Annotated in this window: 15 protein-coding genes; 12 read left to right on the top strand and 3 right to left on the bottom strand. The window is 41.5% G+C overall.

Going from position 1 to position 21372, the window contains the following annotated elements; all coding sequences use genetic code 11:
• Window positions 1-18: 18 nt before the first annotated feature.
• From QVC79_RS03090 to QVC79_RS03060, 7 genes are all read left to right on the top strand, one after another.
• The gene (locus QVC79_RS03090; protein ID WP_270593836.1) at window positions 19-1644 is read left to right on the top strand and encodes a FimB/Mfa2 family fimbrial subunit; all 1626 of its coding nucleotides are present in this window, start codon (window positions 19-21) and stop codon (window positions 1642-1644) included.
• Window positions 1645-1657: 13 nt separating this feature from the next.
• Window positions 1658-2008, top strand: coding sequence for a hypothetical protein (locus tag QVC79_RS03085; protein ID WP_270593837.1), 351 nt, complete (start codon window positions 1658-1660; stop codon window positions 2006-2008).
• Between the two features lie 174 nt (window positions 2009-2182).
• Window positions 2183-2743, top strand: coding sequence for an RNA polymerase sigma-70 factor (locus QVC79_RS03080; protein ID WP_124316644.1), 561 nt, complete (start codon window positions 2183-2185; stop codon window positions 2741-2743).
• A gap of 131 nt (window positions 2744-2874) precedes the next feature.
• Window positions 2875-4032, top strand: a complete 1158-nt coding sequence (locus tag QVC79_RS03075; RefSeq protein WP_270593838.1) for a FecR family protein — start codon at window positions 2875-2877, stop codon at window positions 4030-4032.
• A 168-nt stretch (window positions 4033-4200) separates the two neighbouring features.
• Window positions 4201-7503 carry a TonB-dependent receptor gene (locus tag QVC79_RS03070; protein ID WP_270593839.1) on the top strand — a complete coding sequence of 1101 codons (3303 nt, stop codon included), beginning with the start codon at window positions 4201-4203 and terminating at the stop codon, window positions 7501-7503.
• An 11-nt stretch (window positions 7504-7514) separates the two neighbouring features.
• Window positions 7515-8978: a RagB/SusD family nutrient uptake outer membrane protein gene (locus tag QVC79_RS03065; RefSeq protein ID WP_270593840.1), complete on the top strand. Its 1464-nt coding sequence runs from the start codon at window positions 7515-7517 to the stop codon at window positions 8976-8978.
• Between the two features lie 11 nt (window positions 8979-8989).
• On the top strand, window positions 8990-10168 hold the full coding sequence (locus QVC79_RS03060; RefSeq protein ID WP_270593841.1) for a thioredoxin family protein: 1179 nt from the start codon (window positions 8990-8992) through the stop codon (window positions 10166-10168).
• 69 nt (window positions 10169-10237) lie between these two features.
• Here QVC79_RS03060 and QVC79_RS03055 read toward each other — a convergent pair whose 3' ends face one another.
• Complete coding sequence (locus QVC79_RS03055) at window positions 10238-11740, bottom strand: OmpP1/FadL family transporter (protein ID WP_270593842.1); 1503 nt, start codon at window positions 11738-11740, stop codon at window positions 10238-10240.
• A 22-nt stretch (window positions 11741-11762) separates the two neighbouring features.
• A complete protein-coding gene (locus QVC79_RS03050) occupies window positions 11763-12968 on the bottom strand; it encodes a hypothetical protein (RefSeq protein ID WP_270593843.1) in 1206 nt (401 codons plus the stop codon).
• A 213-nt stretch (window positions 12969-13181) separates the two neighbouring features.
• Between QVC79_RS03050 and proS the strand changes: the two genes are divergently transcribed.
• From proS to QVC79_RS03035, 3 genes are all read left to right on the top strand, one after another.
• Window positions 13182-14657 (top strand): proline--tRNA ligase, encoded by a 1476-nt coding sequence (proS, locus tag QVC79_RS03045; RefSeq protein ID WP_124317117.1) that lies wholly within the window; start codon window positions 13182-13184, stop codon window positions 14655-14657.
• Between the two features lie 87 nt (window positions 14658-14744).
• Entirely contained in the window at window positions 14745-15968 is a 1224-nt protein-coding gene (pepT, locus tag QVC79_RS03040) for a peptidase T (RefSeq protein ID WP_124317118.1), read from the top strand.
• A 129-nt stretch (window positions 15969-16097) separates the two neighbouring features.
• Window positions 16098-16967 (top strand): DUF3078 domain-containing protein, encoded by an 870-nt coding sequence (locus QVC79_RS03035; RefSeq protein ID WP_373289707.1) that lies wholly within the window; start codon window positions 16098-16100, stop codon window positions 16965-16967.
• Window positions 16968-17035: 68 nt separating this feature from the next.
• Here the strand turns inward: QVC79_RS03035 and QVC79_RS03030 are convergent, their stop codons facing one another.
• Window positions 17036-18595, bottom strand: coding sequence for a peptide MFS transporter (locus QVC79_RS03030; protein ID WP_270593845.1), 1560 nt, complete (start codon window positions 18593-18595; stop codon window positions 17036-17038).
• 118 nt (window positions 18596-18713) lie between these two features.
• On the opposite strand from QVC79_RS03030, the gene QVC79_RS03025 reads away from it, so the two are divergent.
• Together QVC79_RS03025 and QVC79_RS03020 are read left to right on the top strand one after the other, a co-directional pair.
• Complete coding sequence (locus QVC79_RS03025) at window positions 18714-20249, top strand: NAD(P)H-hydrate dehydratase (protein ID WP_270593847.1); 1536 nt, start codon at window positions 18714-18716, stop codon at window positions 20247-20249.
• 4 nt (window positions 20250-20253) lie between these two features.
• Window positions 20254-21366: a DUF4831 family protein gene (locus QVC79_RS03020; protein WP_270593849.1), complete on the top strand. Its 1113-nt coding sequence runs from the start codon at window positions 20254-20256 to the stop codon at window positions 21364-21366.
• Window positions 21367-21372: the final 6 nt, after the last annotated feature.

Here is a 21372-nt window from a genome sequence, read left to right as displayed (position 1 = left end):
AATTAATGGAATAATACTATGAAATCATATCTCAAAATAATACCATATTTAATATGCATATTATTCGCCTCTTGTGCCAGTGATGATAGTCATCCTATACAGACACCTCGTCAAGTGAATGTAGCTCTTACTGTGACTCTGCCAGAGCCGGAAAACGTACAGTCGCTTGCTCGTTCCTACACGGACAGCGAGATCCGGAATGTGGACGTGCTGGTGTTCGACGAGGATGGGAAGTTCATGGAGCGGGTGAAGGTGGATGGCGGGGAGTTGACACCCAGCGGGACGGAAATTTCTTTCTCGATACGTTTGGATGCTACTTCGAAACGACGTGTTATCCATCTGGTGCCTAATGGGCGGACTCCTGACGGGGTGACTGACCGGCTGAATTTCGGAGACATTACCCCCACGATGACGGAAAGTGCGGCCATGCTTGCGCTAAAGACTTCGACGTTTGCGGGAACTCTGGTGGATAACGTGATGCCTTTGATCATGTGGGGACGTGTTGAACTACCGACGGGAATTAATATCGTGACGAAGGCGGATAACGTGAAGTTGTTACGTGCCGTGGCTTGTGTACAGGTAAAAAAAGGTGCGGTTGACGCCACGAACGGATTGAATGATTTTACCGTTCAAAGTATAACCGTGAACAAGGGCGCCGATTGCGGCTACTTGACCCCGACGAATTATTCAACAACTATTACTCCCGTGACGGGACGTCCTCTTTCCGGTAGTACGTTGAATTATGCGAATGGATGGTCGGACGGGGAAACCCCTTCCTTGTATATTTACGAGCGGAATTGTACGTCGGGCGATTACATGGGCGTAATCATTAAGGCCAAGTATAAAGGGAAAGAGGGGTATTATAAAGTGGTGATGGTAGATAATGTAGGTACTCCCTTGAATGTCGTGCGGAATCATCGTTATATCATCACGGTGGTCAGCGTGAACGGTCCGGGATATGCCAGCGTGACTGATGCGATCAATTTTGCCCCGTCAAATGCCTTGAAGGTGGAATTGACGGATGAAGACGCTGATTTCCCTTGTATCGTGGCTGACGCCCAACACCGGATGACGATGTCGAATAACGTGTTTAACTTGTATGGTACAAACCAAACGACCTCTGTTGCTAACGGTATTGAAATTTGCACGGTGTATTCGAGCCGAGGTGTCACGCCCGTGGTGACGGGAGGAACAACTTGGCTTACCGGTTTACAAGTCCAACCGTTGGGAGGTAACAAATACAAGATTGTCGGAAACTTCGTGGGAACGTCTACTCTTGTATCCACAACTTTGACAATTACCTGTGATAACTTGTCCCTGTCTGTTGAGGTTAGTTGGAACCCGGAAATCTCCACTCAAAAGGATGGGGATTCGTATGTTCTGGATTTAGTAAATACAACAAATCATAACTGGACCATACAGATTATGAATCCATTGTCTACTACCTGGTTGGCTTTGCATCCTACCGCCAGCTTGCCTGTAGCCTTCCCGGGTGTAGACGGTTTTTTATCGGAGCTTAATAGTAATTATTATACTCATGCTTACCTGCATATCGGCTTTGGAAGTAACAGGAGCGGGATGGTGCAGATGAGTTCGGTTGTTGGCGGTAAGACAAAAGCGTGTAAAATAATCATTGTTCAATAAAATTCATATGTGTATGGAACTGGAAGAGATATTGCAAAAGGAAAAACGGAATGAAGAATATATTTTTCTTTATCAAGAGGATGGGAATTGGTATGCTTACGAGCATTCTGCCTTTTATTGTTATTCTCTTCTGGGGATGTTCGATGTGGATTGGTTGACGTGTACTACCGGGGTGTCTGAACAAAGGATTATCCGGATACGTGTTAACAACTTGGATCGACTTTTATACACTTCTTCGTTACAATTGATCCGGAAACAGACAACGGAATGCGTGCTGATGTGTAAGATTTTGTGTGGAGGTTTCCATTATTGGCGGGGAATGATCGAGATGAAATTCCAAGGATTACAAAAAGAACGGGTTTAGACGTTAATAAGATCTTCGTAGTTTACATAGTTGAAGGACTGGTTTCTATATAGTATAGGAATCGGTCCTTTTTTTACCCGATCATTTTATGATAGAGGATAATTTTATTTTTTATGATTCATAGGTTTGTTCATTTGAATTTCTAATTTTGTGATTGGATTGAAAATTGTATTGATGCCAAAGAGGGAAGAACAGTTCTTACAACGGATAAATGCGAAGCAGCCGGAAGCTTTTCGTGAATTATTCAGCGAGTTTTATAATTCGCTGGTTCTTTTTGCGATGGGGTTTGTCGAGCAACAGGACGTGGCGGAGGATATTGTGCAGGAGGTGTTTATTGCCGTTTGGGAACGGGATGCCCAATATCCGACTTACAATGCTTTTCGTAGTTTCCTCTATAATTCGGTGAAGAATGCCGGTTTGAATCATTTGAAACACAAGAACGTGGAGGAGAAATATCTTGCCTCGTTGAATCTTGAGGATGAAGGGGATGATATTGATTTGAAAATGATGGAGGAAGAGTTGTATCGCTTGCTATTCAAGACGATAGATGAACTTCCGGATAAATGTAGAAATATTTTTCTATTGCACTTGGAGGGAAAGGGAAACGAGGAGATCGCTCTTTTGTTGAATTTATCCATATTAACGGTTAAAACACAGAAAAAACGGGCCATGTCATATATTCGGGAACGTTTGGGACGGGTGTATTTCGTGATGATGTCTTTGGGAATAATCTGATTTTTTTTGTTTGGTAATCTATTGAAAATGAGTTGTCCGTAAAGAATTTTGCTTTTTGGATGAAATTTCTTTTATTTTTTGTACCTCTCTTGAAATAGGTTGTTGTTCTAATTATAGAAAAAGGATAAGCAATGGATGATTGTAAATTTAGAATGGTTGAAATAATGTATCTTTATTTGTCCGGGGCAATTACGGATGAAGAGATGCAGGAATTGCAAAAATGGTTGGATGCGGCACCGGAAAACCGAGCCATGTTTGACAGGGTTTGTAAGGGAAAGGATATTTTATACAAGTATAGAATGTACAAGAAAATTGACCATAGAGCAGCTTACGAACGTTGTGAAAAACGAGCCGGTATAAAGAGAAAGAGTATCGGAGTGTGGTTGAAATATGCGGCGATGCTATTACTTCCTTTGGGGACGATCTTCGTGCTATTAAGAAATAATGAACACGAACAACCCGTGGAGGTTGCTACCGTGGATATTCTTCCGGGAGAAACGAAGGCAACCCTGATTCTGGCAGATGGGAAGTCGGTGGTGTTACAACATGATACGACCCGTGATATCATCGTGGGTGAGGGAGTGAACGCGAAGAATTCCGGTAGCGGGATCGTGTATTCTGCAAATGGAAATGAGAAGAGGAATTTACAATATAATGTATTACAAACACCGAGGGGTGGGGAGTACCAAATCACGTTGGCAGACGGTTCGATGGTTCAATTGAATTCTGGCACTCAATTGAAGTTTCCGGTGGTGTTTGATAAAGAGAAAAGAGAGGTATATTTAACGGGGGAGGCCTTTTTTGAAGTGCAGAAAGATGAAAAGCGTCCTTTTTACGTGATTGCAGACGGAATCAAAATCCGGGTGTACGGGACGTCTTTTAACGTGAACACGCATGATAAAGAACGAGTGCAGACGGTATTGGTGGAAGGATCGATTGGATTGAGCGCTGAAAAGGGAGGGCCGGAATACCGGATGAAACCTTCACAACTGGGAGAATACAGGCGGACGGATGCATCCGTGAACGTGAAAACGGTAGATATTGAACCTTATGTTTCTTGGAAAGATGGCTTTTTCGTGTTTGAAAATCAAACCATGGAACAGATCATGAACACGCTTTCTTTGTGGTATGACGTGGATGTTTTTTACACGAACGAGCAATTAAAGAATTTGCATTTTACGGGACACGTGAAACGTTATGATCAGATTGATAATATTTTAAAAGCAATTAAAAGTGCGGTTGGCGTCACTTTTACAATAAAAGATAGAACGATTTGTATTTCTAAATAAAAAACACCGGAAGGTGTTCGAGACCTTCCGGGTATTTTGATAACCTTGATAAGTCATGTTGGCGCATTTCTTATCACTAAGTAAAAATTTATAATGTTCAAAGTTATGAAAAAAAAATCAATTATGTCCTTTTTTTGGCGACATGGAGGACAAAAAAAATGGTTAGTTATGAAATTGACTGCACTATTTATTTTTGTGTTCTCGTTCACCCTTGTTGCTAATACAAGTGCGCAGCAAGAACGAGTAAATTTGAATTTAAAGAATGTGTCTATCCGGACCTTGTTCGGAGAGATTCAAAAACAAACGGCTTTGTCTTTCGTGTATAACATGGAACTGACACAACATTTGGGACAGGTATCTGTGAAGGCAAAACAGGAGGCCGTGGAAAGTGTTTTGAATCGGGTTTTAGCGAACACGGGGCTTTCCTACAAGTTCGAGGGGGACATTATTGTGATTTGTGAATCAATCCCGACACAGCCCGTGCCAAGCGAGCAGAAGAAAGAAATTGTCATTGAAGGGAAAGTGGTGGATAAAGATTCAATGGCAATTATCGGGGCAACCGTTTTGGTGAAGGGTACGACCTTGGGTGCTGCAACGGATTTGGACGGTAATTTTAAATTGACCGTGCCGAGTGCCGAGAGCATCGAACTGGAGTTTTCATTCGTGGGAATGAAAAAACAATTTGTGAAAGTGAAAGGTTTGTCGAATCCTGCCCCGCTGAAAGTGGTCATGGAGGACGAGGCTGTCGGTGTAGACGAAGTTGTGGTTGTTGGATATGGTGTTACTGCAACAAGAGATTTGACCGGACAGGTGGCCTCTTTGAACGAGGAACAATTAAGTAAGAAAACCGCAACCAATGTGGAGACCATGTTGCAGAATGCGGCAGCCGGGGTTGTTGTTTCTCTGGCATCATCCAATCCGAGCGAGAAGATTCGGGTACGGGTTCGTGGTGAGGCTTCGTTGACGGGAGATAACGAGCCTTTGTACGTGGTGGATGGTATGCCCGTGACTTCCGACGTGATGAGTGCGATCTCTCCATCGGATATTCAATCCATGGACGTGTTGAAAGATGCATCTGCAGCAGCGATTTACGGTTCCAGAGGCGCTAATGGTGTGGTCATCGTAACTACGAAACGCGGTAAAAGTGGAAAGCCGGATCTGAATGTAAATTATGCTTTTAGCGTGGATTCGAGAATTAATAATTTCTCCACGTTGGATGGGGATGAGTTTCGTGAGTACGTGCGTTATGTGGCAGAGCAGACACTAAAAGTGGACCCTTCCAATAAAACGGCAAATTCTATATTGAAAGAGGGTAGTACGGATTTGAAGTCCGGTAACACGGATTGGTATAAAGAGTTGAAACGTCCTTCTCATCGACATGATTTGAATTTATCTGTTCGTGGTGGGGGTGAACATTCAAATTATTATATCTCTTTGGGTGTTTTGGATTATCAAGGAATGGTTGAGCATGATGATTTTACCCGTTACACGGGACGTATAAACCTGGACTATGATATTACAGATTTCTTGAAGTTTGGAACATCGACCACGTTAGGATACACGGATGTCAGCTCTCCGGGTATTTCTTTGTACACGGCTATTGGGTTCCGTCCTGATTATCCGATATATAATGAAGATGGAAGTTATTACAAAGAAGGAAATTCATTTAATCCTGTTGCACAGAATAATGCAAAAAACTATAATGATAATTACAGTATTTTGTCCACGTCGTTTTTGGAATTAAATATCTGGAAAGGATTGAAATTAAAGACTACGTTATCATTGAATCAGAATATGTCTTATTCGGAATCTTATAAACCGACCTATTTGACCTCAGATAATAAAGGGTATGGAACGGAATCTACAAGTCGTTCGTTTACTACGGTTTTTGATAATACGTTGTCTTGGGTAGGGCGTATCAATGATATTCATGCTTTGGATGCCGTGGTTGGTATTTCATTTGAACGTACGAAAAGACGTGGTTTTGGAGTAGATGCTAAAAATTATCCGATGGATAAGGTTTTGACGGGAATCACGAATGCCAGTGAAATTGTGCGTAAAAGTGGAAGTGGTACGGTATATGGCTTGCAGTCTTCTTTTGCCCGTATAAATTATCGTTTACTAGATAAGTATTTACTTACTTTCACGGCTCGTTATGATGGTTCTTCCTCTTTTGGCTCCAATAATCGGTATGGTTTCTTCCCCTCGGGGGCTATTGCTTGGCGTGTGAGTGATGAGAGTTTTATGAGAAATGTCAAGTTCCTGGATGATTTGAAGATTAAATTCAGTGTAGGTAAGACGGGAGTTCAGAACTTTGATTTGGGAAGTTATGCTAATAAGGATTTATATTCAACAGGTAGTTATTTGGATAATCCTTCCATTGTGCATAGTCAGCTTGGAAATAAAGATATTAAGTGGGAAACTACCGTGCAATATGATTTGGGTATTGACTTCTCGATCCTACGTTCTTTACTGAGTGGTAGTATCGCATATTATCGCAAGAATACCGATGATTTGATTTGGACTTACACTCCGCCTTCAAGTTTGGCCGTAGAACCTATCCCAACAAACGTGGGGTCTGTACGAAATCAAGGTATTGAAATCTCTCTTCGTGCTAATTTGTTACGCGGAAAGAAAGATTGGAGCTGGGAATTAGGATTGAATGCTTCTCATAACCGGAATAAAGTGCTGGAGCTTGTGGAACAAGGTGAAACAGATAACGGAATGGGAATTACGATACAAGGGTCCGGAAACCAAGTGTTGGCAGAAGGACACGCGATGGGTGCATTCTTTGGTTATCAATATGAAGGAATTATTCAGGATCAGGCCACAATTAACGAGTTGAATGCCCAGGCTGTGGCTGCCGGCAAAAATACTTACAATGGGTCTGGTTTACGTCCGGGGCACTTGTTACTTCGGGATGTGGATGGAAACGGTTACATTGATAATAAAGACCGAATGATTATCGGTTCTCCGGAAGCAGACCTTATTGGAGGATTAACCTCGACATTAGCTTATAAGCGTTTGAGTTTATATATGCATTTTGGATTCCAGATAGGAGGGAAGAAATTGTTTAATAAAACATTACAAAACTTACCGAATCAATTGACCGGATTGGTGGATTATAATTTGGATAATCGTTGGAGTGAAGATAATAGAGATGCTAAATTACCAGCCATGTATATTGGTGATGGGGTTGCTCCAAATACTTCTTTATCCTTATTTAACGCCTCTAATCTTCGCTTGCAGGAACTTCGTTTATCCTATGATATTCCAAAATTGTGGGGAGGTAAATATTTGAATTCCGGAGAGATTTATTTCACGGCAAATAATCTTTTCGTGATCACGGAATATCCGGGACAAGATCCGAGTACGATCGGTTCGGCGACTTCAAATTATGGTTCAAATTATGAGAATTGGAATTACCCGTCTTCACGTACGTTCTCTTTTGGTGTTAAACTTAATTTCTAATTATTTTGAGTATGAAAAAAATACTGATTGTATTTTCAATTATAATAGGTCTTACCAATTGTCAATTGGTGGATGTGTTGGAACAGGATCCAATGTACGAGTTGGATCTTGAAAATGCGATAACCTCGCCTGAAATGGCAGAATTAGCTTTGACCGGTACGTATGGTTGTTTACCGGCAAAAAGTACGAATTATACGTTTGCCACATTGAGTGGTAGTTTTATGTCGGGAGCTTTATTACGTCAGAATTTTATTACTTCCGGGGTTGCTATTTATTATTCAGAGAATTATTTGCCGACTCTTTCCTATAGTACCTTCGGGGATGAAGAGTGGGGATGTGATTATGAAGTCATTAAGAATGTTAATTATTTGTTGCAAGCCTTGGAGAAACTTGATGATAGTGAATTCAAGGCTGGTAGAAAAGCAGAAATTATCGGTGAATGTCATTTCCTTACGGCATTGTCGTATTTTAGATTATTGCGACAATTTAGTGAGTTCTGGGATGAAAATAGTAATTATGGTATTTTGATTCGGGACGAAATACCCTCGGTTTCTAATGCAGTGAAAGTGCGTGCTACCGTTGCTCAAAGTTACGAGGAGATTTATAAGCACTTGGAAATAGCTTTGAATCAGGCTCCGGAATACACGACTTCTACACAGGCTTCCGTGCAAGCGGCAAAAGCTTTGAAGGCTGTCGTGTTATTTTATCAAGGAAAATATAGTGAAGCCGCTGTTGCTGCAGACGAGGCTATTACATCGACAAATCCTTTAGATCCTAGCTATTCTAATGTATTCACGAATGCGGAGACATCAAAAGAGGTTATTTTCTGCCGTGCTTTTGGTACGGATGACGTGTCTGATGTGTCATATTTTATGGAGAAAGCTTTTGGTGCCACCGGTATTTGGGGACCGTCAGAAAGTTATATGAATTTGATAGAAGGAGATCCCCGAAAAGATTTGGTTACGGAGAATAAAGATGTTGTTTATAACGGAGTAACCTATAATGTGAATACCGTGAAAAAATTATATATCCCGGGAGAGGGTGTTCCTGTAATATTTTTACGTACTGCAGAATTGTATTTGATTAAAGCCGAAGCTTTGGCTCGTAGTAATGCTTCGATTGCTGATGCTTGGGCTCCGATTAAAGAGTTGCGTAACCGAGTAGGTGCTGATGTGACAGAGCCAGCCAGTCGAGATGAATTGATGGACGAAATCTTTAAAGAGTGGTGGATCGAGATGGCTTTTGAAAACTGGCATGAGTGGTTTGCTACGCGGAGATTTGATCGGTTGCTAGAGATGAACAAGAGTTTGGCAGAGCAATTGGAAGATGAACAGGAAAAAGATAAAGAAGATGAGGATGGAGGTAATAGTTTCGAGCAAGCATTCTTGCAGAAATTAGAGTGGAGAAAGATTTATAATATCCCAACATCAGAGATTAATGCCAACTCTGCATGTGAGCAAAATCCCGGATATTAAAAGAGATGATTATGAAACAATTTGTATATATTGTATTTCTTTTATTAAGCCTTCATGTTTCGGCTCAAACAGAGAAAAACTACGGTATTCAGTTTTATCATGGAACTTGGAAAGAAGCGTGTGATAAGGCTAAAGCTGAGAATAAATTGATATTCGTGGATTTTTATACAAAATGGTGTGGTCCCTGTTTAAATATGGCGGAGAATGTATTCATTCTCCCCTTTATTGGCGATTTTTATAACACGAATTTCGTGAATATGAAAATTGATGCCGAGAATGGGGAAGGGGTGGAGCTTGCCAAGCGTTATGGCGTGAATTCTTACCCAACCTATGTGTTTGTGGATCCCAAGAACGGTGATGTGGTACATCGGAGTAAATCTCGGCAGGAGGCCGAACAGTTTCTTGCCACGGGAAAAAGTGCGTTAGTACCGGAATTGCGTTCCGGTTATCTAATTGAAGAATTTGCTAAAGGGCGTGACGACCGGGAGTTCTTGACGAATTATATTCATTATAATGCCTCGATTTATGAACGAGAGAATGTGCAGAAGGCTTTTGAGATGTTGATCAAAAAGGGGGCAAAATTAACGGATTCGGATGTCTGGGATATATTTAAAGCTAATATAAGAGGTACAGATAATCCTTATTTTCAGGAATTAGTGAAAAATTATGATGTTTTCGTGAAGGCTTTGGGAAAAGAGGTTGTGGATAATAAGCTGTATATGGAGACTCGTAATATTTCTTTGGAAGAATTAAATAGGTTACCGGAATTTAAGGGGAAATCCTTGAACAAGTATCTGGTACAAATTAATGCCTTGGTTCGAGATAAAAAATATGATGAAACTGATGCGTTGATCCGTGCCACGATGGCTGATACGTCTATCAATCAGCAGGATTTTATAGAACAACTTCGTTTTATTGTACGTGGTAGTTACTGGTCCCCGGAGACTCCGGTAGAATGGTTGGGCAGGTGCGTCTCTTATCTACAATATATTGCTTATAACAGTGATGACCGTCAAGATCCGTATATTCATCAAGAATATGCCGCTTTATTGGAACGTTTGATTCGTTTGACTCCGGGTGCGGAGAAGGTTTTCCCGAAATCAATCATGGAGAAACCGGAATTCGGTGCAAAAGAATATAGTATGCGTCCTAAGAATCTGGCACAAAAGCCAACGCGAAAGAAGAAATAGTGTGTGATGTTAATGTTTGTAGAGGTCTGTTTAACAACAAAATCGTTAGACAGACCTCTTTCTTATTTATTAAAATCTAATTCCTAATGTTAGCCTGAATTCGTTATCTTTGAATTTCGTTTGAAATTCGGGTGATTCAATTACTTCTCCTTTTGAGGTTTCGTAGTAATAGAATAGACCGTTTAATTTGGAATTCTTGTGAAGATAGGCAAGGTCTGCGTAGAATACTCCAAAATTTAATCCTAACCCCCCCGTGATTGTTTGAATGTCATTCTTTTCATTCATTTCTCCTTTCGTGTAGGGTGAGGCAGAATAAGCATAACCACCTCGTAGACAGAATACGCTATTAAATCGATATTCTGCTCCGGCACGGAAATTATGGGTACTCTTGTAAATGGCTTTTATCGCATTATTAGTTTCTAAATATTCGTTTTTGGCACCATCATTTGAGTATTTCGCCGTGGTATAGTCAACATATTCATAGTCAAAACTGATAATAGCTCTTTGGCCTAGAACTGTTGCGGCACTTGCCATAAGTCTCCACGGTGTTTTTAATTTGTAGGAGTAATCTGTCCATGCACTCTCTCCATATTCAAATTTTTCCGTAGGTTTGGCGTCTTCAACCGGAAGTTCTGTGAATTTGGCTGAAACATTATTATTAGCATAAGCATCGAGATCGTAATATGTAGGTGTATGAATGGCAAAACCTAAACGGAGAACAGGAATCGGACGATATATAAAACCTGCTTTGAAATTTATCCCGACACCACTACTTGTAAAGTCTTGGTACATACTAAACTTTTCCAGTTTGTTATTTGTTTCTCCAATAATTTCTTCTGTGTACACGGAAAATGATTTGTAATGTAGTGATTGAATTCCTAAAGTTATACCAAAGTAAAATTTGTCATCATAATTAGCCCCTGCCGATATGGCATATTCACTTTGAAAACCCCGTTCTCTTGTGTATTTATAATGTTGTAACTGATCAATACTTCTAATTGGAGTTTGGTAGTCATAGTCCTTGTTTTCTAAAGCCTCCGGGCTTAAGTAAAGCATGTAAGCATCATAAGCAAGTCCTGTGGTAAAATCATTTAATTCTTGCGGGGATAAACCGTCTGCTTCCTCTTTCCATATATTCGATAAGGATGAATCTCCATTGGTTTCATAATATCCTTGGAAAATATTTCGATTGAAATTATTTAGGTTCGTGTAATTAAAACCGATGTTGATATTTTTCCATTTATTACTCATAGGTTGGAACGATAATACAAATCCCAGTCCACCTAACAGGTACATATTTTTTTCATTATCAATCCCCTTCGTTTTTGCGTGAGCAAAATCGAGCATAGATGTAAAACTGATCTCAGATTTACGGAATACTCCAATACCACCTGGGTTTGTGGATAAGGTCGTTAAATCTCCACCTAATGCGCCGAACGCTCCTCCCATTGCGGTAACTCTTGCAGATCCGAATGGGGTTAGCCTAGAGAATCGAAGGGCATCCTCTTCGTTTTGGGCCGAAGCGAATAAGGAGAAGAGGAGTAATGTCGGAAGTATATATAGTATTTTCATAGACAATTAATGTTAGTTAGACTTATCTTCTACTACCCGAATTTGTACGTTGAACAGGTCCGCTACCTCCACTGCTAGAACGTGTCGTTGAACTACTTCCATACGAGCTAGATCCGCTGTTTCCTCTGGAATAACTTCCTGATGAATAGCCGGAGTTGTTATGCGATGGATTGTAGTTTGAACCGGACTCGTAACGGCTGCTATTTGACCTAGATTGGATAGCGGAACTTCTTGAAGTTCTTGAATAGGTACTATATGATCGGGCGTTTCTATTCGTCGTGTATTGTTTTTTAGGTGCATACCGAGTAGTTACAGTCGGTTTGCTGGCACCACCCCAATCCGGTCGATGGTTACCCCAGTTCGGGCCGTGATGTCCATGTCCCGGACGGTGTCCCCAGTGTGGATAATAACCGTAATAGTGATTCCAATAGGGATCCCATCCCCATGGATCGTAGAAACCATGTCCCCAACCCCACGGGTTATAACCGTAGTAATTATTCCAGTATGGATCCCATCCCCAAGAGTTACCCCAACCGAACGAAGCTCCCCATCCCCAGCGGTTCCAACCGAAACTTACGTTGTTACTCCATGCGAAACTATCAAAACGAGGATCGTTCCAAATTACGGTCCAAATGTATTTGGGGTAATTACCGAAAATTAATTGAGAGTATAGTCCCACGTTCGAACTGCTGGGGAACCACCAGTAGCGACCGTCAATCGTGTACACGTTCCAGTCGGAGCTGAACGAAAGATTCTGGGCAATTTCGTACCCGTTTCCGAAATAGGCGAAACCTTCCGGGTAACGATTCATGATCCGGACACATTCTTCCAAATCATTTTCACTACCTTTAAAGCCTCCGATCCAGTACCCGTCGTCTGCCGGAACAGCAATCCGGTTAACAGTTTGTCCGGTTCGGGCCTCTTCTTTTTGCACCTGTTTTTCAGTTGCATAACGAGCCATACCGATGGAATGAGATTTTGGATTTACACTGTTATCTATTTCCTTCGGATAAACTTTATCATTGTTCGTGTTTTTACTGATTTGAGAACTAGAAGAAGTATTCGAGGTAATGTCCACTCCGGTCTTGTCTTTAATTTCTTGAGCGAAGAGGGAACGTTTACCGGGAACATAGTAGATATCATCTTCCTGCGCTCGCGTAAAGTTTTGCGAGGAAGAGCAAGCTCCTAATAGGATTGCTAATGCTGAAAAATATAATGCTATCTTCATAGTAATAATATTAATTCCTTTCTTGTATGACAAATTCATTGACGATTGGTTTATTTACTTCTAACAAAATGCGTACCATTCATTCGTTGCTTCTTTGTTATAAATATACGTGTGCGGCTTGTTTTGTATTCTATGTTATAAAAATAGAAAATAATAATCGGATTTCCTAGTTTTTGTTTTAAATTTGCTGCTGTTTTATCAAAAAATAATGAGATGGCTAAGTTTTTAACTTCAAGAGAAGAAAATTATTCGCAATGGTACAATGATCTGGTCGTAAAGGCCGGATTGGCCGAGAATTCAGCTGTAAGAGGATGTATGGTGATTAAACCTTACGGTTATGCCATATGGGAAAAAATGCAACAGCAATTGGACAAGATGTTCAAGGAAACAGGACATAGTAATGCTTATTTTCCGTTGTTAATTCCCAAATCATTCTTTTCAAAAGAAGCTGATCACGTGGAGGGTTTCGCGAAAGAATGTGCGGTTGTAACTCATTATCGATTAAAAAATGATCCGAATGGAGGTGGGGTAGTTGTGGATCCTGCTGCCAAATTGGAAGAGGAATATATCATTCGTCCGACTTCTGAAACGATTATTTGGAATACTTATAAAAATTGGATTCAGTCTTATCGTGATCTTCCAATTCTTTGTAATCAATGGGCTAACGTGATGCGTTGGGAGATGCGTACGCGTATGTTCCTGCGTACTGCTGAATTCTTATGGCAAGAAGGGCACACTGCTCACGCGACGAGAGAGGAAGCGGTTGAGGAAGCTCAGAAAATGATTCGTGTATATGCTGAGTTTGCCGAAAAATGGATGGCTATGCCGGTGATTATGGGGCATAAGAGTGAAACGGAACGTTTTGCCGGGGCATTGGATACCTTGACTATCGAGGCGATGATGCAAGACGGGAAAGCCCTTCAGTCTGGAACCTCTCATTTCTTAGGTCAGAATTTTGCGAAGGCTTTTGATGTACAATTTGCCACGAAAGAGGGAAAACAGGAATATGTATGGGCAACTTCATGGGGAGTTTCTACCCGTTTGATGGGAGCGCTGATCATGTCACATTCCGATGATAACGGTTTGGTTTTACCCCCGAAATTAGCTCCACTTCAAGTGGCTATCGTGCCTATCTATAAAAGTTTGGAAGGATTGGAAAAAATCCGTCAAACGGTTAGTGGTCTGATGGATAAATTGAAGGCTGCGGGAATCAGCGTGAAATTTGATGATCGTGACACGCAAAAGCCGGGTTGGAAATTTGCCGATTACGAGTTGAAGGGAGTTCCTGTACGTCTGGCTATGGGAGAGCGTGATCTTGAAAACGGTACGATCGAGGTGGCTCGTCGTGATACTTTGACCAAGGAGACATTGCCATTGGAAGGTGTGGAACAGCATATCGAGACTTTATTGGAAGAGATTCAGGAAAATATATACAAATTGGCTTTGGAACGTCGTTCTAAATTGATCACGAAAGTGGATTCTTACGAGGAGTTCAAGACCTTGTTGGATACGAAAGGTGGATTCTTCCTGTGTCATTGGGACGGGACCCCGGAAACGGAAGAACTCATCAAGAACGAGACGAAAGCAACCATCCGTTGTATTCCATTCGATGCTCCCGACGAAGAGGGTAAATGTATGGTAACAGGTAAACCTTCTCATAAGAGGGTGTTGATTGCGAGAGCCTACTAATTGATGATTGTGTGATTTATGATTGCGTGATTCACGTTACGGGATTATAAATCACTTAATCATAAATCATAAATCTAAAATTATTTTATGCTGCCAGTAGTTGAGCGTTTTATCAGGTATGCTAAGATTCACACGGAATCGGATCGGGAGACGGGTTTAGTTCCAAGTACTCCGGGACAATTGCAGTTCGCTTATCTTCTTTGCGAGGAGATGCAGAAAATAGGAATGCAGGATGTTGCTGTGGATGATTACGGGTATGTTATGGGTTTTGTACCTGCTAATGCAGATAGAGAGTGTCCTTCGATCGGTTTTATCGCTCACATGGATACCAGTCCGGACATGACGGGCAAACACGTGAAACCTCAGATTATAGAGAATTACAAGGGAAATGACGTGTTGTTGAACAAGGAAAAGGGATTCACGCTGTCACCAGATGATTTCCCGGAGCTGATGAATTATGTCGGAACAGATTTGATTGTTACGGACGGTAACACGCTTTTGGGGGCGGATGATAAAGCGGGAATTGCCGAGATACTGACGGCCATGGAATATTTGATTCAACACCCGGAAATAAAACATGGACGGATTGCTGTTTGTTTCACTCCTGATGAAGAAATCGGTGAAGGAGTAGATCATTTCGATTTGAAAAAATTCGGGGCTAAATTCGCCTATACTTTGGATGGTGGTGAGATTGGTGAATTAGAGTGCGAGAATTTCAATGCTGCATTGGCTCGTTTGACTTTCAAAGGACGTAATTTCCATCCGGGATATGCCAAGAATAAAATGGTCAATTCAATTAAAGTGGCTAATGAATTTATGGCTAGTCTCCCTAAAAAAGAAGCACCCGAATATACTTCCGGCTACGAAGGTTTCTTCCATGTTTATTCCATTAAGGGGACAGTAGAGGAGACATTGTTGGAGATATTGATCCGTGATTTTGATAAGGAGCGTTTTGAATGGAGAAAAGACGTGATTGAAAATGGAGTTCGGGAATATTCAAAGAAGTATGATTTACCGGTACTTTTGGAAATGAAGGATCAGTATGCAAATATGAAAGAACGTTTGGAACCGGTGAGATATATCGTGGAAATAGCTAAACAGGCCATGGCAGAACTGGGTATTAAACCTTTGATTGTTCCTATTCGCGGTGGTACTAATGGGTCAAGATTATCATTTATGGGATTGCCCACGCCGAACTTATCCAATGGGGCACATAACGGGCATGGACGTTACGAGTATATACCCGTGTCTTCTATGGAGAAAATCGTGAGCGTGATTGTGAAGATTTCCGAGTTATGTGCTAAAATATAAGTGAGAAAAGCACTTCTTCTGAAGCAGGTTAGAAAATAACCTGCTTTTTTTATAACAAATCTTTGTTGTTTTACGTTTATCAGTCAAAAGATATTAAAATTTAAACCTAAATAATTTAATGAGAGTATGATGAAAAGATTCTTTGCTATTGCCCTATTTGTATTGGGTTTAGGACAATTGTATGCGCAACCGGTAAGAGATACCGCATGGACAAAAGCCGGTTACTTCGGGTTAAAATTAACGCAAGTAAGTTTGAGTAGTTGGTCTGCCGGAGGTGAGTCTGCCTTGGCATTTGATAGCCAGATAACATATAGTGCCGATTTTAAACGAGATCGCCAGTTGTGGCAAAATCGTTTGGAACTGGGATACGGTTTGACGAAAAATGATGGTAAGAGTGCCCGGAAAACAAATGATAAGATATATTTCGCCTCCACTTACGGGTATCAGATTTACAAGACACTTTACTGGAGTGCTTTGTTGAACTTCAACACGCAGTTTGCGAAAGGATACGATTATAATATCGAGGATTCTGACTTTATTTCAAAGTTTATGGCTCCGGGATACTTGATGATTGGTACCGGTGTTACTTGGAGTCCAAATAAGATATTCACGGCCACTTTTACTCCGGCCTCTTGGAGGGGAACTATTGTAGCCGACAGTCGTTTGTCAGATGAAGGGGCTTTCGGTGTGGATAAAGGAAAACATCTGTTATCCGAGTTTGGTGCAAACTTGAAGGCAGAGGTGAATTACGAGTTTTTGCCTAATATGAAGGTTTATTCTCGTCTGGAATTGTATTCCAATTATCTGGAAGATCCTCAGAACGTGGATGTTCGCTGGGAGGTTCAATTAAATATGGCCATTAATAAATGGTTCTCAACGACTTTATCAACGAACCTGTTATATGACAATGATGTAAAGATCGCCCAAAAAGACGGTACGGCGGGTCCGCGGGTCCAGTTTAAGGAAGTGTTGGGCGTGGGACTTCAGATTAATTTCTAAGAGCTGATTTTGATATAAAAAAGGGTTCAGAATTTCTGAACCCTTTTTTTATATGTTGATAAATAAGGTTATTTTGTCACTCTTTCAAGCCATTTCACCATACCAAGCATAACTCCCATAGATACAAGGCATACGATCAAGAATACTGACCAGCATTGCCAGATCGGCCATGAGTTGTACATGAGAGGACCAATCCAAAGTAGAAGGTTACCAAGAGCGGTAGCAGCAAGCCACAAACCTTGACACAAGCCAAGCATACTCTTTGGAGCAACTTTTGATACAAACGATAATCCAAGAGGAGAGATGAACAACTCTGCAACTGTCAGGAAGAAGTAAGTAACAATAAGAACCCACCAATGAGCTTTTGCTGCCATTTGTTCTGCAATAGGAAGACCTCTGAACGCGTCTGCAGAAGGATAACCTTTCATGATTGAGAAAACAGCAAGGAACAAGAATGCCAAACCTGCGATGAACATACCGATGGCAATCTTTCTTGGGGTTGAAATCTCTTTACCGCGTCTTGCAAGGAATCCGAAAATTGCCATAATCATTGGAGTAAGGACAATAACAAAGAACGGGTTGATTGCTTGCCATACTTCAGGAGCAACTGCAGAAGAGTCTACGAAGTCACGTGCAAAGAATGAAAGGGACATACCGTTCTGGTGGAATGAGAACCAGAAGAAGATAACGATACCCAAAACAGCAAATAATGCATACATTCTCTGTTTAATCTCTTTAGCCATAGCAGCTTTTTCCTCTGCCGTGTAAGTTACACTCTGTGCTGCGGCTTTCTTTGCCGGGTTCGGGAATGTTTTTTGTGAAACGAAGAAAATTACAAGAGAAATTAGCATGGCTGCAACAGAAGCAATGAACGAGTAGTGAATACCTTCATTGAAAATTTGCAGGTATTGGAGACAAGAAGCTGTCATATCGCTGATAGCTCCACCGGCAGCAGTCATAAGTTGTTGTAAGTTGGCAAGAGCCTCGGGAGCCATATTGGCTGCATTATTAATGTACTCGTGACAAAGAGCAGGAAGTTGTGCGTTATAAGACAACCCGTTTGCACCTAACCACCATTGGCGTAAAACCGGAGCAATGAACGGAGCGATTAGACCACCCACGTTGATAAACACGTAGAAAATCTGGAAACCTGAATCTCGCTTGTCTTTTGCGATTTTGAGAGCTTCCGGCCCTTGTTTTGCAGCCTCAGCTTCAAAATTATCATACATTTGACCTACAATTGCCTGCAAATTACCTTTGAATAAACCGTTACCGAATGCAATCAAGAACAAGGCAACACAGGTAAGAGTCAATAACCAAGTTGTATTTTGCGATGTCGCGAGGATTGGAACAGATAGGATAATATACCCTATTGCCATAACTACAAGACCCGTCTTAATGGTACCTTTGTAGTTTTGCGTGCGGTCAGCAATAAGACCTCCGACAAGGCTTAAAATGTAGATGCCGGCGTAAAAAAAGGAATAAATGGTACCACTGGCGGCTTCGCTCAAACCAAATTTAGAACATAGGAATAACACTAGCACGGCATTCATGATGTAATAGCCGAAACGTTCTCCCATATTACTTAGAGCCGCGGTGAGCAACCCTTTAGGATGATTTTTGAACATAACTTTTGTTTTTAATTTGTATTGGTAAATAATTAAATTTTTTCGTTCACGCTAATAGTGTGCAAATATAAATTATTTTTTTATCTTTAGTCATTGAAAACGTTTGAAACCTATCGTCATGTTGAAGAATAATAAAATTTTCAAGACATCGGATTTACAAAAATTGGATAAATATACGATTGAGAATGAGCCGGTAACATCGTTAGATTTGATGGAGAGGGCGGCTACTGTTTTTACAGAAAAATTATTGATTTTTTTCCCCAATAGTCATATTTTTAACATTCTGGCCGGTTCCGGAAATAACGGGGGAGACGGGTATGTCGTGGCAAGATTGTTGTGTCAAAACGGATTGAATGTCAAGGTCTTCGGTCTGCATGAAAACGATCATCTCTCTCCGGATTGTGCCGTGAACAGGGAACGTTTCATTAATATGGGAGGATGTTATATTGAGGTGAAAAATCCGGATAATTTGCAGCCGGACGAAAATAGCGTGCTGGTGGATGCCATTTTCGGGGCCGGGTTAAATCGTCCGGTAACGGGATTTTTGGGAGATATAATTCGTCGGATAAATGGTTTGTCCCATCCGGTTGTGGCAATAGACATGCCTTCCGGTTTAATGGGAGAGGATAACGGGGAAAATAACGGGGCGATTATAAAGGCTGATTACACGTTCACTTTTCAATTTCCTAAGTTAGCCTTTATGTTCCCGGAAAATGTAGTTTACGTGGGACATTGGGAAGTGCTGGATATTCGTTTACACCCGGTTATCTTGCGGGAGTATCCTGCTGCTTATTATTATCTGACAGAAGAAGTAGTTACATCCCGGTTATTGATTCCGGCAAAGTTTTCCCACAAGGGGACTTTGGGTAATACCTTATTAATAGTAGGCTCTTATTCCATGATGGGGGCAGCCGTGTTAGCAGCCAAGGGGGCTATTCGGTCCGGAACGGGACTGCTTTCCGTGCATGTTCCCCGTAAGTTGAAAGAAATGATTCATCTCTCCGTGCCGGAGGCATTAGTTGAAGTGGATCGGAATGAATTTTGTTTTTCCGGTGTAGACAATCTTTCCCGTTTCCAAGCGGTCGGGATTGGTTCGGGAATCGGGACTTCACCTGTCACGGCAGAAGGAATCCGTCAACTATTATCCGTGTGGCGAGGAAAGATCGTGTTGGATGCAGATGCCTTGAATTTGTTGGCAGCGGATTCCGGATTACTGGAACTTCTTCCGGATGGAGCAGTGCTGACCCCTCACCCGAAAGAATTTGAAAGATTAGCAGGAAAAAGTGTAAATGATTTTGATAGATTAAATAAATTAAGCACCTTTGCACGTCTACACCAAGTGTATGTCGTGCTGAAAGGTGCGCATACAATAATAGCTACCCCGGAGGGTGAATGTTACTTTAACATGACAGGTAACCCGGGAATGGCTAAAGGAGGAGCGGGGGACGTGTTGACGGGTGTTATCGCCGCTTTACTGGCAAGTGGTCATTCTCCATTAGATGCAACTATGATTGGAGTGTATGCCCACGGTTTAGCTGGAGATCTGGCTGCAGAGGAGCAGGGAATGAGAGGAACACGTGCCGGGGACATTGCTGATAAACTGGGTTGGGTGTGGAAAAAGATGGAAACATATAATATGGCTAAACAGCGATAGAAAGATGAAAAAGTTATTTTTTATAATCGGGTTAGTGGGATTAGTATCCCTGTCTGTTTCGGGACAGAAAAAGAGAGAGTTGACCACGCAGGTGTCAGTTGATTATACTTTACCAAAGATCAGTTATGACGTGGTTGTTACCATGGAATGTAGCCGTTTGATTCCGGGGCCTTTCCGGCAGTATGCCGAACAACAGTTAGGTGTTTCTCCGGAGATCACGAGTGAAGGCGAAGAGTGGACGATTAAGAATATCAAATTTATTCCGCGGGCCTTGCCTGATCCGAAAGCTTCTTATACCGTGAATGCTATCGGAGAATATAACTCTATTTTGTTGAATGTAACTCCTGAAGGCTTTTTAGCCGGTGTGGGAAGTGGCAACACGAACCGAACTCGTGACGAAGAGATTGTTTACGAGGAAAAAGAGAAAAGCGTGGGGACAGGTATTAATTACGTGTATTTCGGTATTCGTTCCACCCAGAAGGAAGTACTTGATTCCAATTTCACGGAGATGGAAGTTGAAGGAGAGATGCGCCGGGTATGGGACCCGATAGAACGTCACGTGTTAAAAGAAAATAAAGATTACGTGGATGAGATCACGTCAGAGATATTCAATATTCGTAAAAAAAGATTGGAATTATTGGCCGGAGGTTCGGCCACGGCAGAGGCTTTAAAAGCTCTGGATGAACTTGAGGCAAATTACATGAGTTTGTTCATGGGAAAAAGGGAAACCCGTGAAGTGGTTAAAACCATCTCTTTTATTCCGGAAAAAGCCGATGAATCGATCGTTTTGTTCCGTTTCTCCGCGAACGACGGGATTACGGCAAAAAACAACGTGTCTGCTATCCCTTATATTGTTGAATTGAAAAATATCTATGTTCCGAAGAAAGATGCCCAACAGGCTGGGAATTCCCGTCCGGTGCCGTTTCTCTCTTATCGTGAACCGGCTGTTGCCGATTTATGCTTGCTGAAAGGAAAAGAGACCGTGATGACGGTTCAGAGTGTCATACCACAACTCGGATTCATCAAGCAATTCCCTTTGGATGTCATCAATAACGAAGGTATTTCCATTGATTTCTACCCGCAATATGGTTCGATAAAAGGTATAATGAAAAAATAAGTTTGA

This window comes from Butyricimonas sp. (assembly GCF_019423355.1).
Lineage (GTDB): Bacteria > Bacteroidota > Bacteroidia > Bacteroidales > Marinifilaceae > Butyricimonas > Butyricimonas faecihominis.
Note: the sequence above shows the minus strand (reverse complement) of the source record. Positions and strands in the feature narration are given on the sequence as shown.

Coding starts and splice junctions, on each gene's coding strand:
- QVC79_RS03090 (WP_270593836.1), top strand. CDS start 19: ATGAAATCATATCTCAAAATAATACCATATTTAATATGCATATTATTC.
- QVC79_RS03085 (WP_270593837.1), top strand. CDS start 1,658: ATGGAACTGGAAGAGATATTGCAAAAGGAAAAACGGAATGAAGAATAT.
- QVC79_RS03080 (WP_124316644.1), top strand. CDS start 2,183: ATGCCAAAGAGGGAAGAACAGTTCTTACAACGGATAAATGCGAAGCAG.
- QVC79_RS03075 (WP_270593838.1), top strand. CDS start 2,875: ATGGATGATTGTAAATTTAGAATGGTTGAAATAATGTATCTTTATTTG.
- QVC79_RS03070 (WP_270593839.1), top strand. CDS start 4,201: ATGAAATTGACTGCACTATTTATTTTTGTGTTCTCGTTCACCCTTGTT.
- QVC79_RS03065 (WP_270593840.1), top strand. CDS start 7,515: ATGAAAAAAATACTGATTGTATTTTCAATTATAATAGGTCTTACCAAT.
- QVC79_RS03060 (WP_270593841.1), top strand. CDS start 8,990: ATGAAACAATTTGTATATATTGTATTTCTTTTATTAAGCCTTCATGTT.
- QVC79_RS03055 (WP_270593842.1), bottom strand. CDS start 11,740: ATGAAAATACTATATATACTTCCGACATTACTCCTCTTCTCCTTATTC.
- QVC79_RS03050 (WP_270593843.1), bottom strand. CDS start 12,968: ATGAAGATAGCATTATATTTTTCAGCATTAGCAATCCTATTAGGAGCT.
- proS (WP_124317117.1), top strand. CDS start 13,182: ATGGCTAAGTTTTTAACTTCAAGAGAAGAAAATTATTCGCAATGGTAC.
- pepT (WP_124317118.1), top strand. CDS start 14,745: ATGCTGCCAGTAGTTGAGCGTTTTATCAGGTATGCTAAGATTCACACG.
- QVC79_RS03035 (WP_373289707.1), top strand. CDS start 16,098: ATGAAAAGATTCTTTGCTATTGCCCTATTTGTATTGGGTTTAGGACAA.
- QVC79_RS03030 (WP_270593845.1), bottom strand. CDS start 18,595: ATGTTCAAAAATCATCCTAAAGGGTTGCTCACCGCGGCTCTAAGTAAT.
- QVC79_RS03025 (WP_270593847.1), top strand. CDS start 18,714: ATGTTGAAGAATAATAAAATTTTCAAGACATCGGATTTACAAAAATTG.
- QVC79_RS03020 (WP_270593849.1), top strand. CDS start 20,254: ATGAAAAAGTTATTTTTTATAATCGGGTTAGTGGGATTAGTATCCCTG.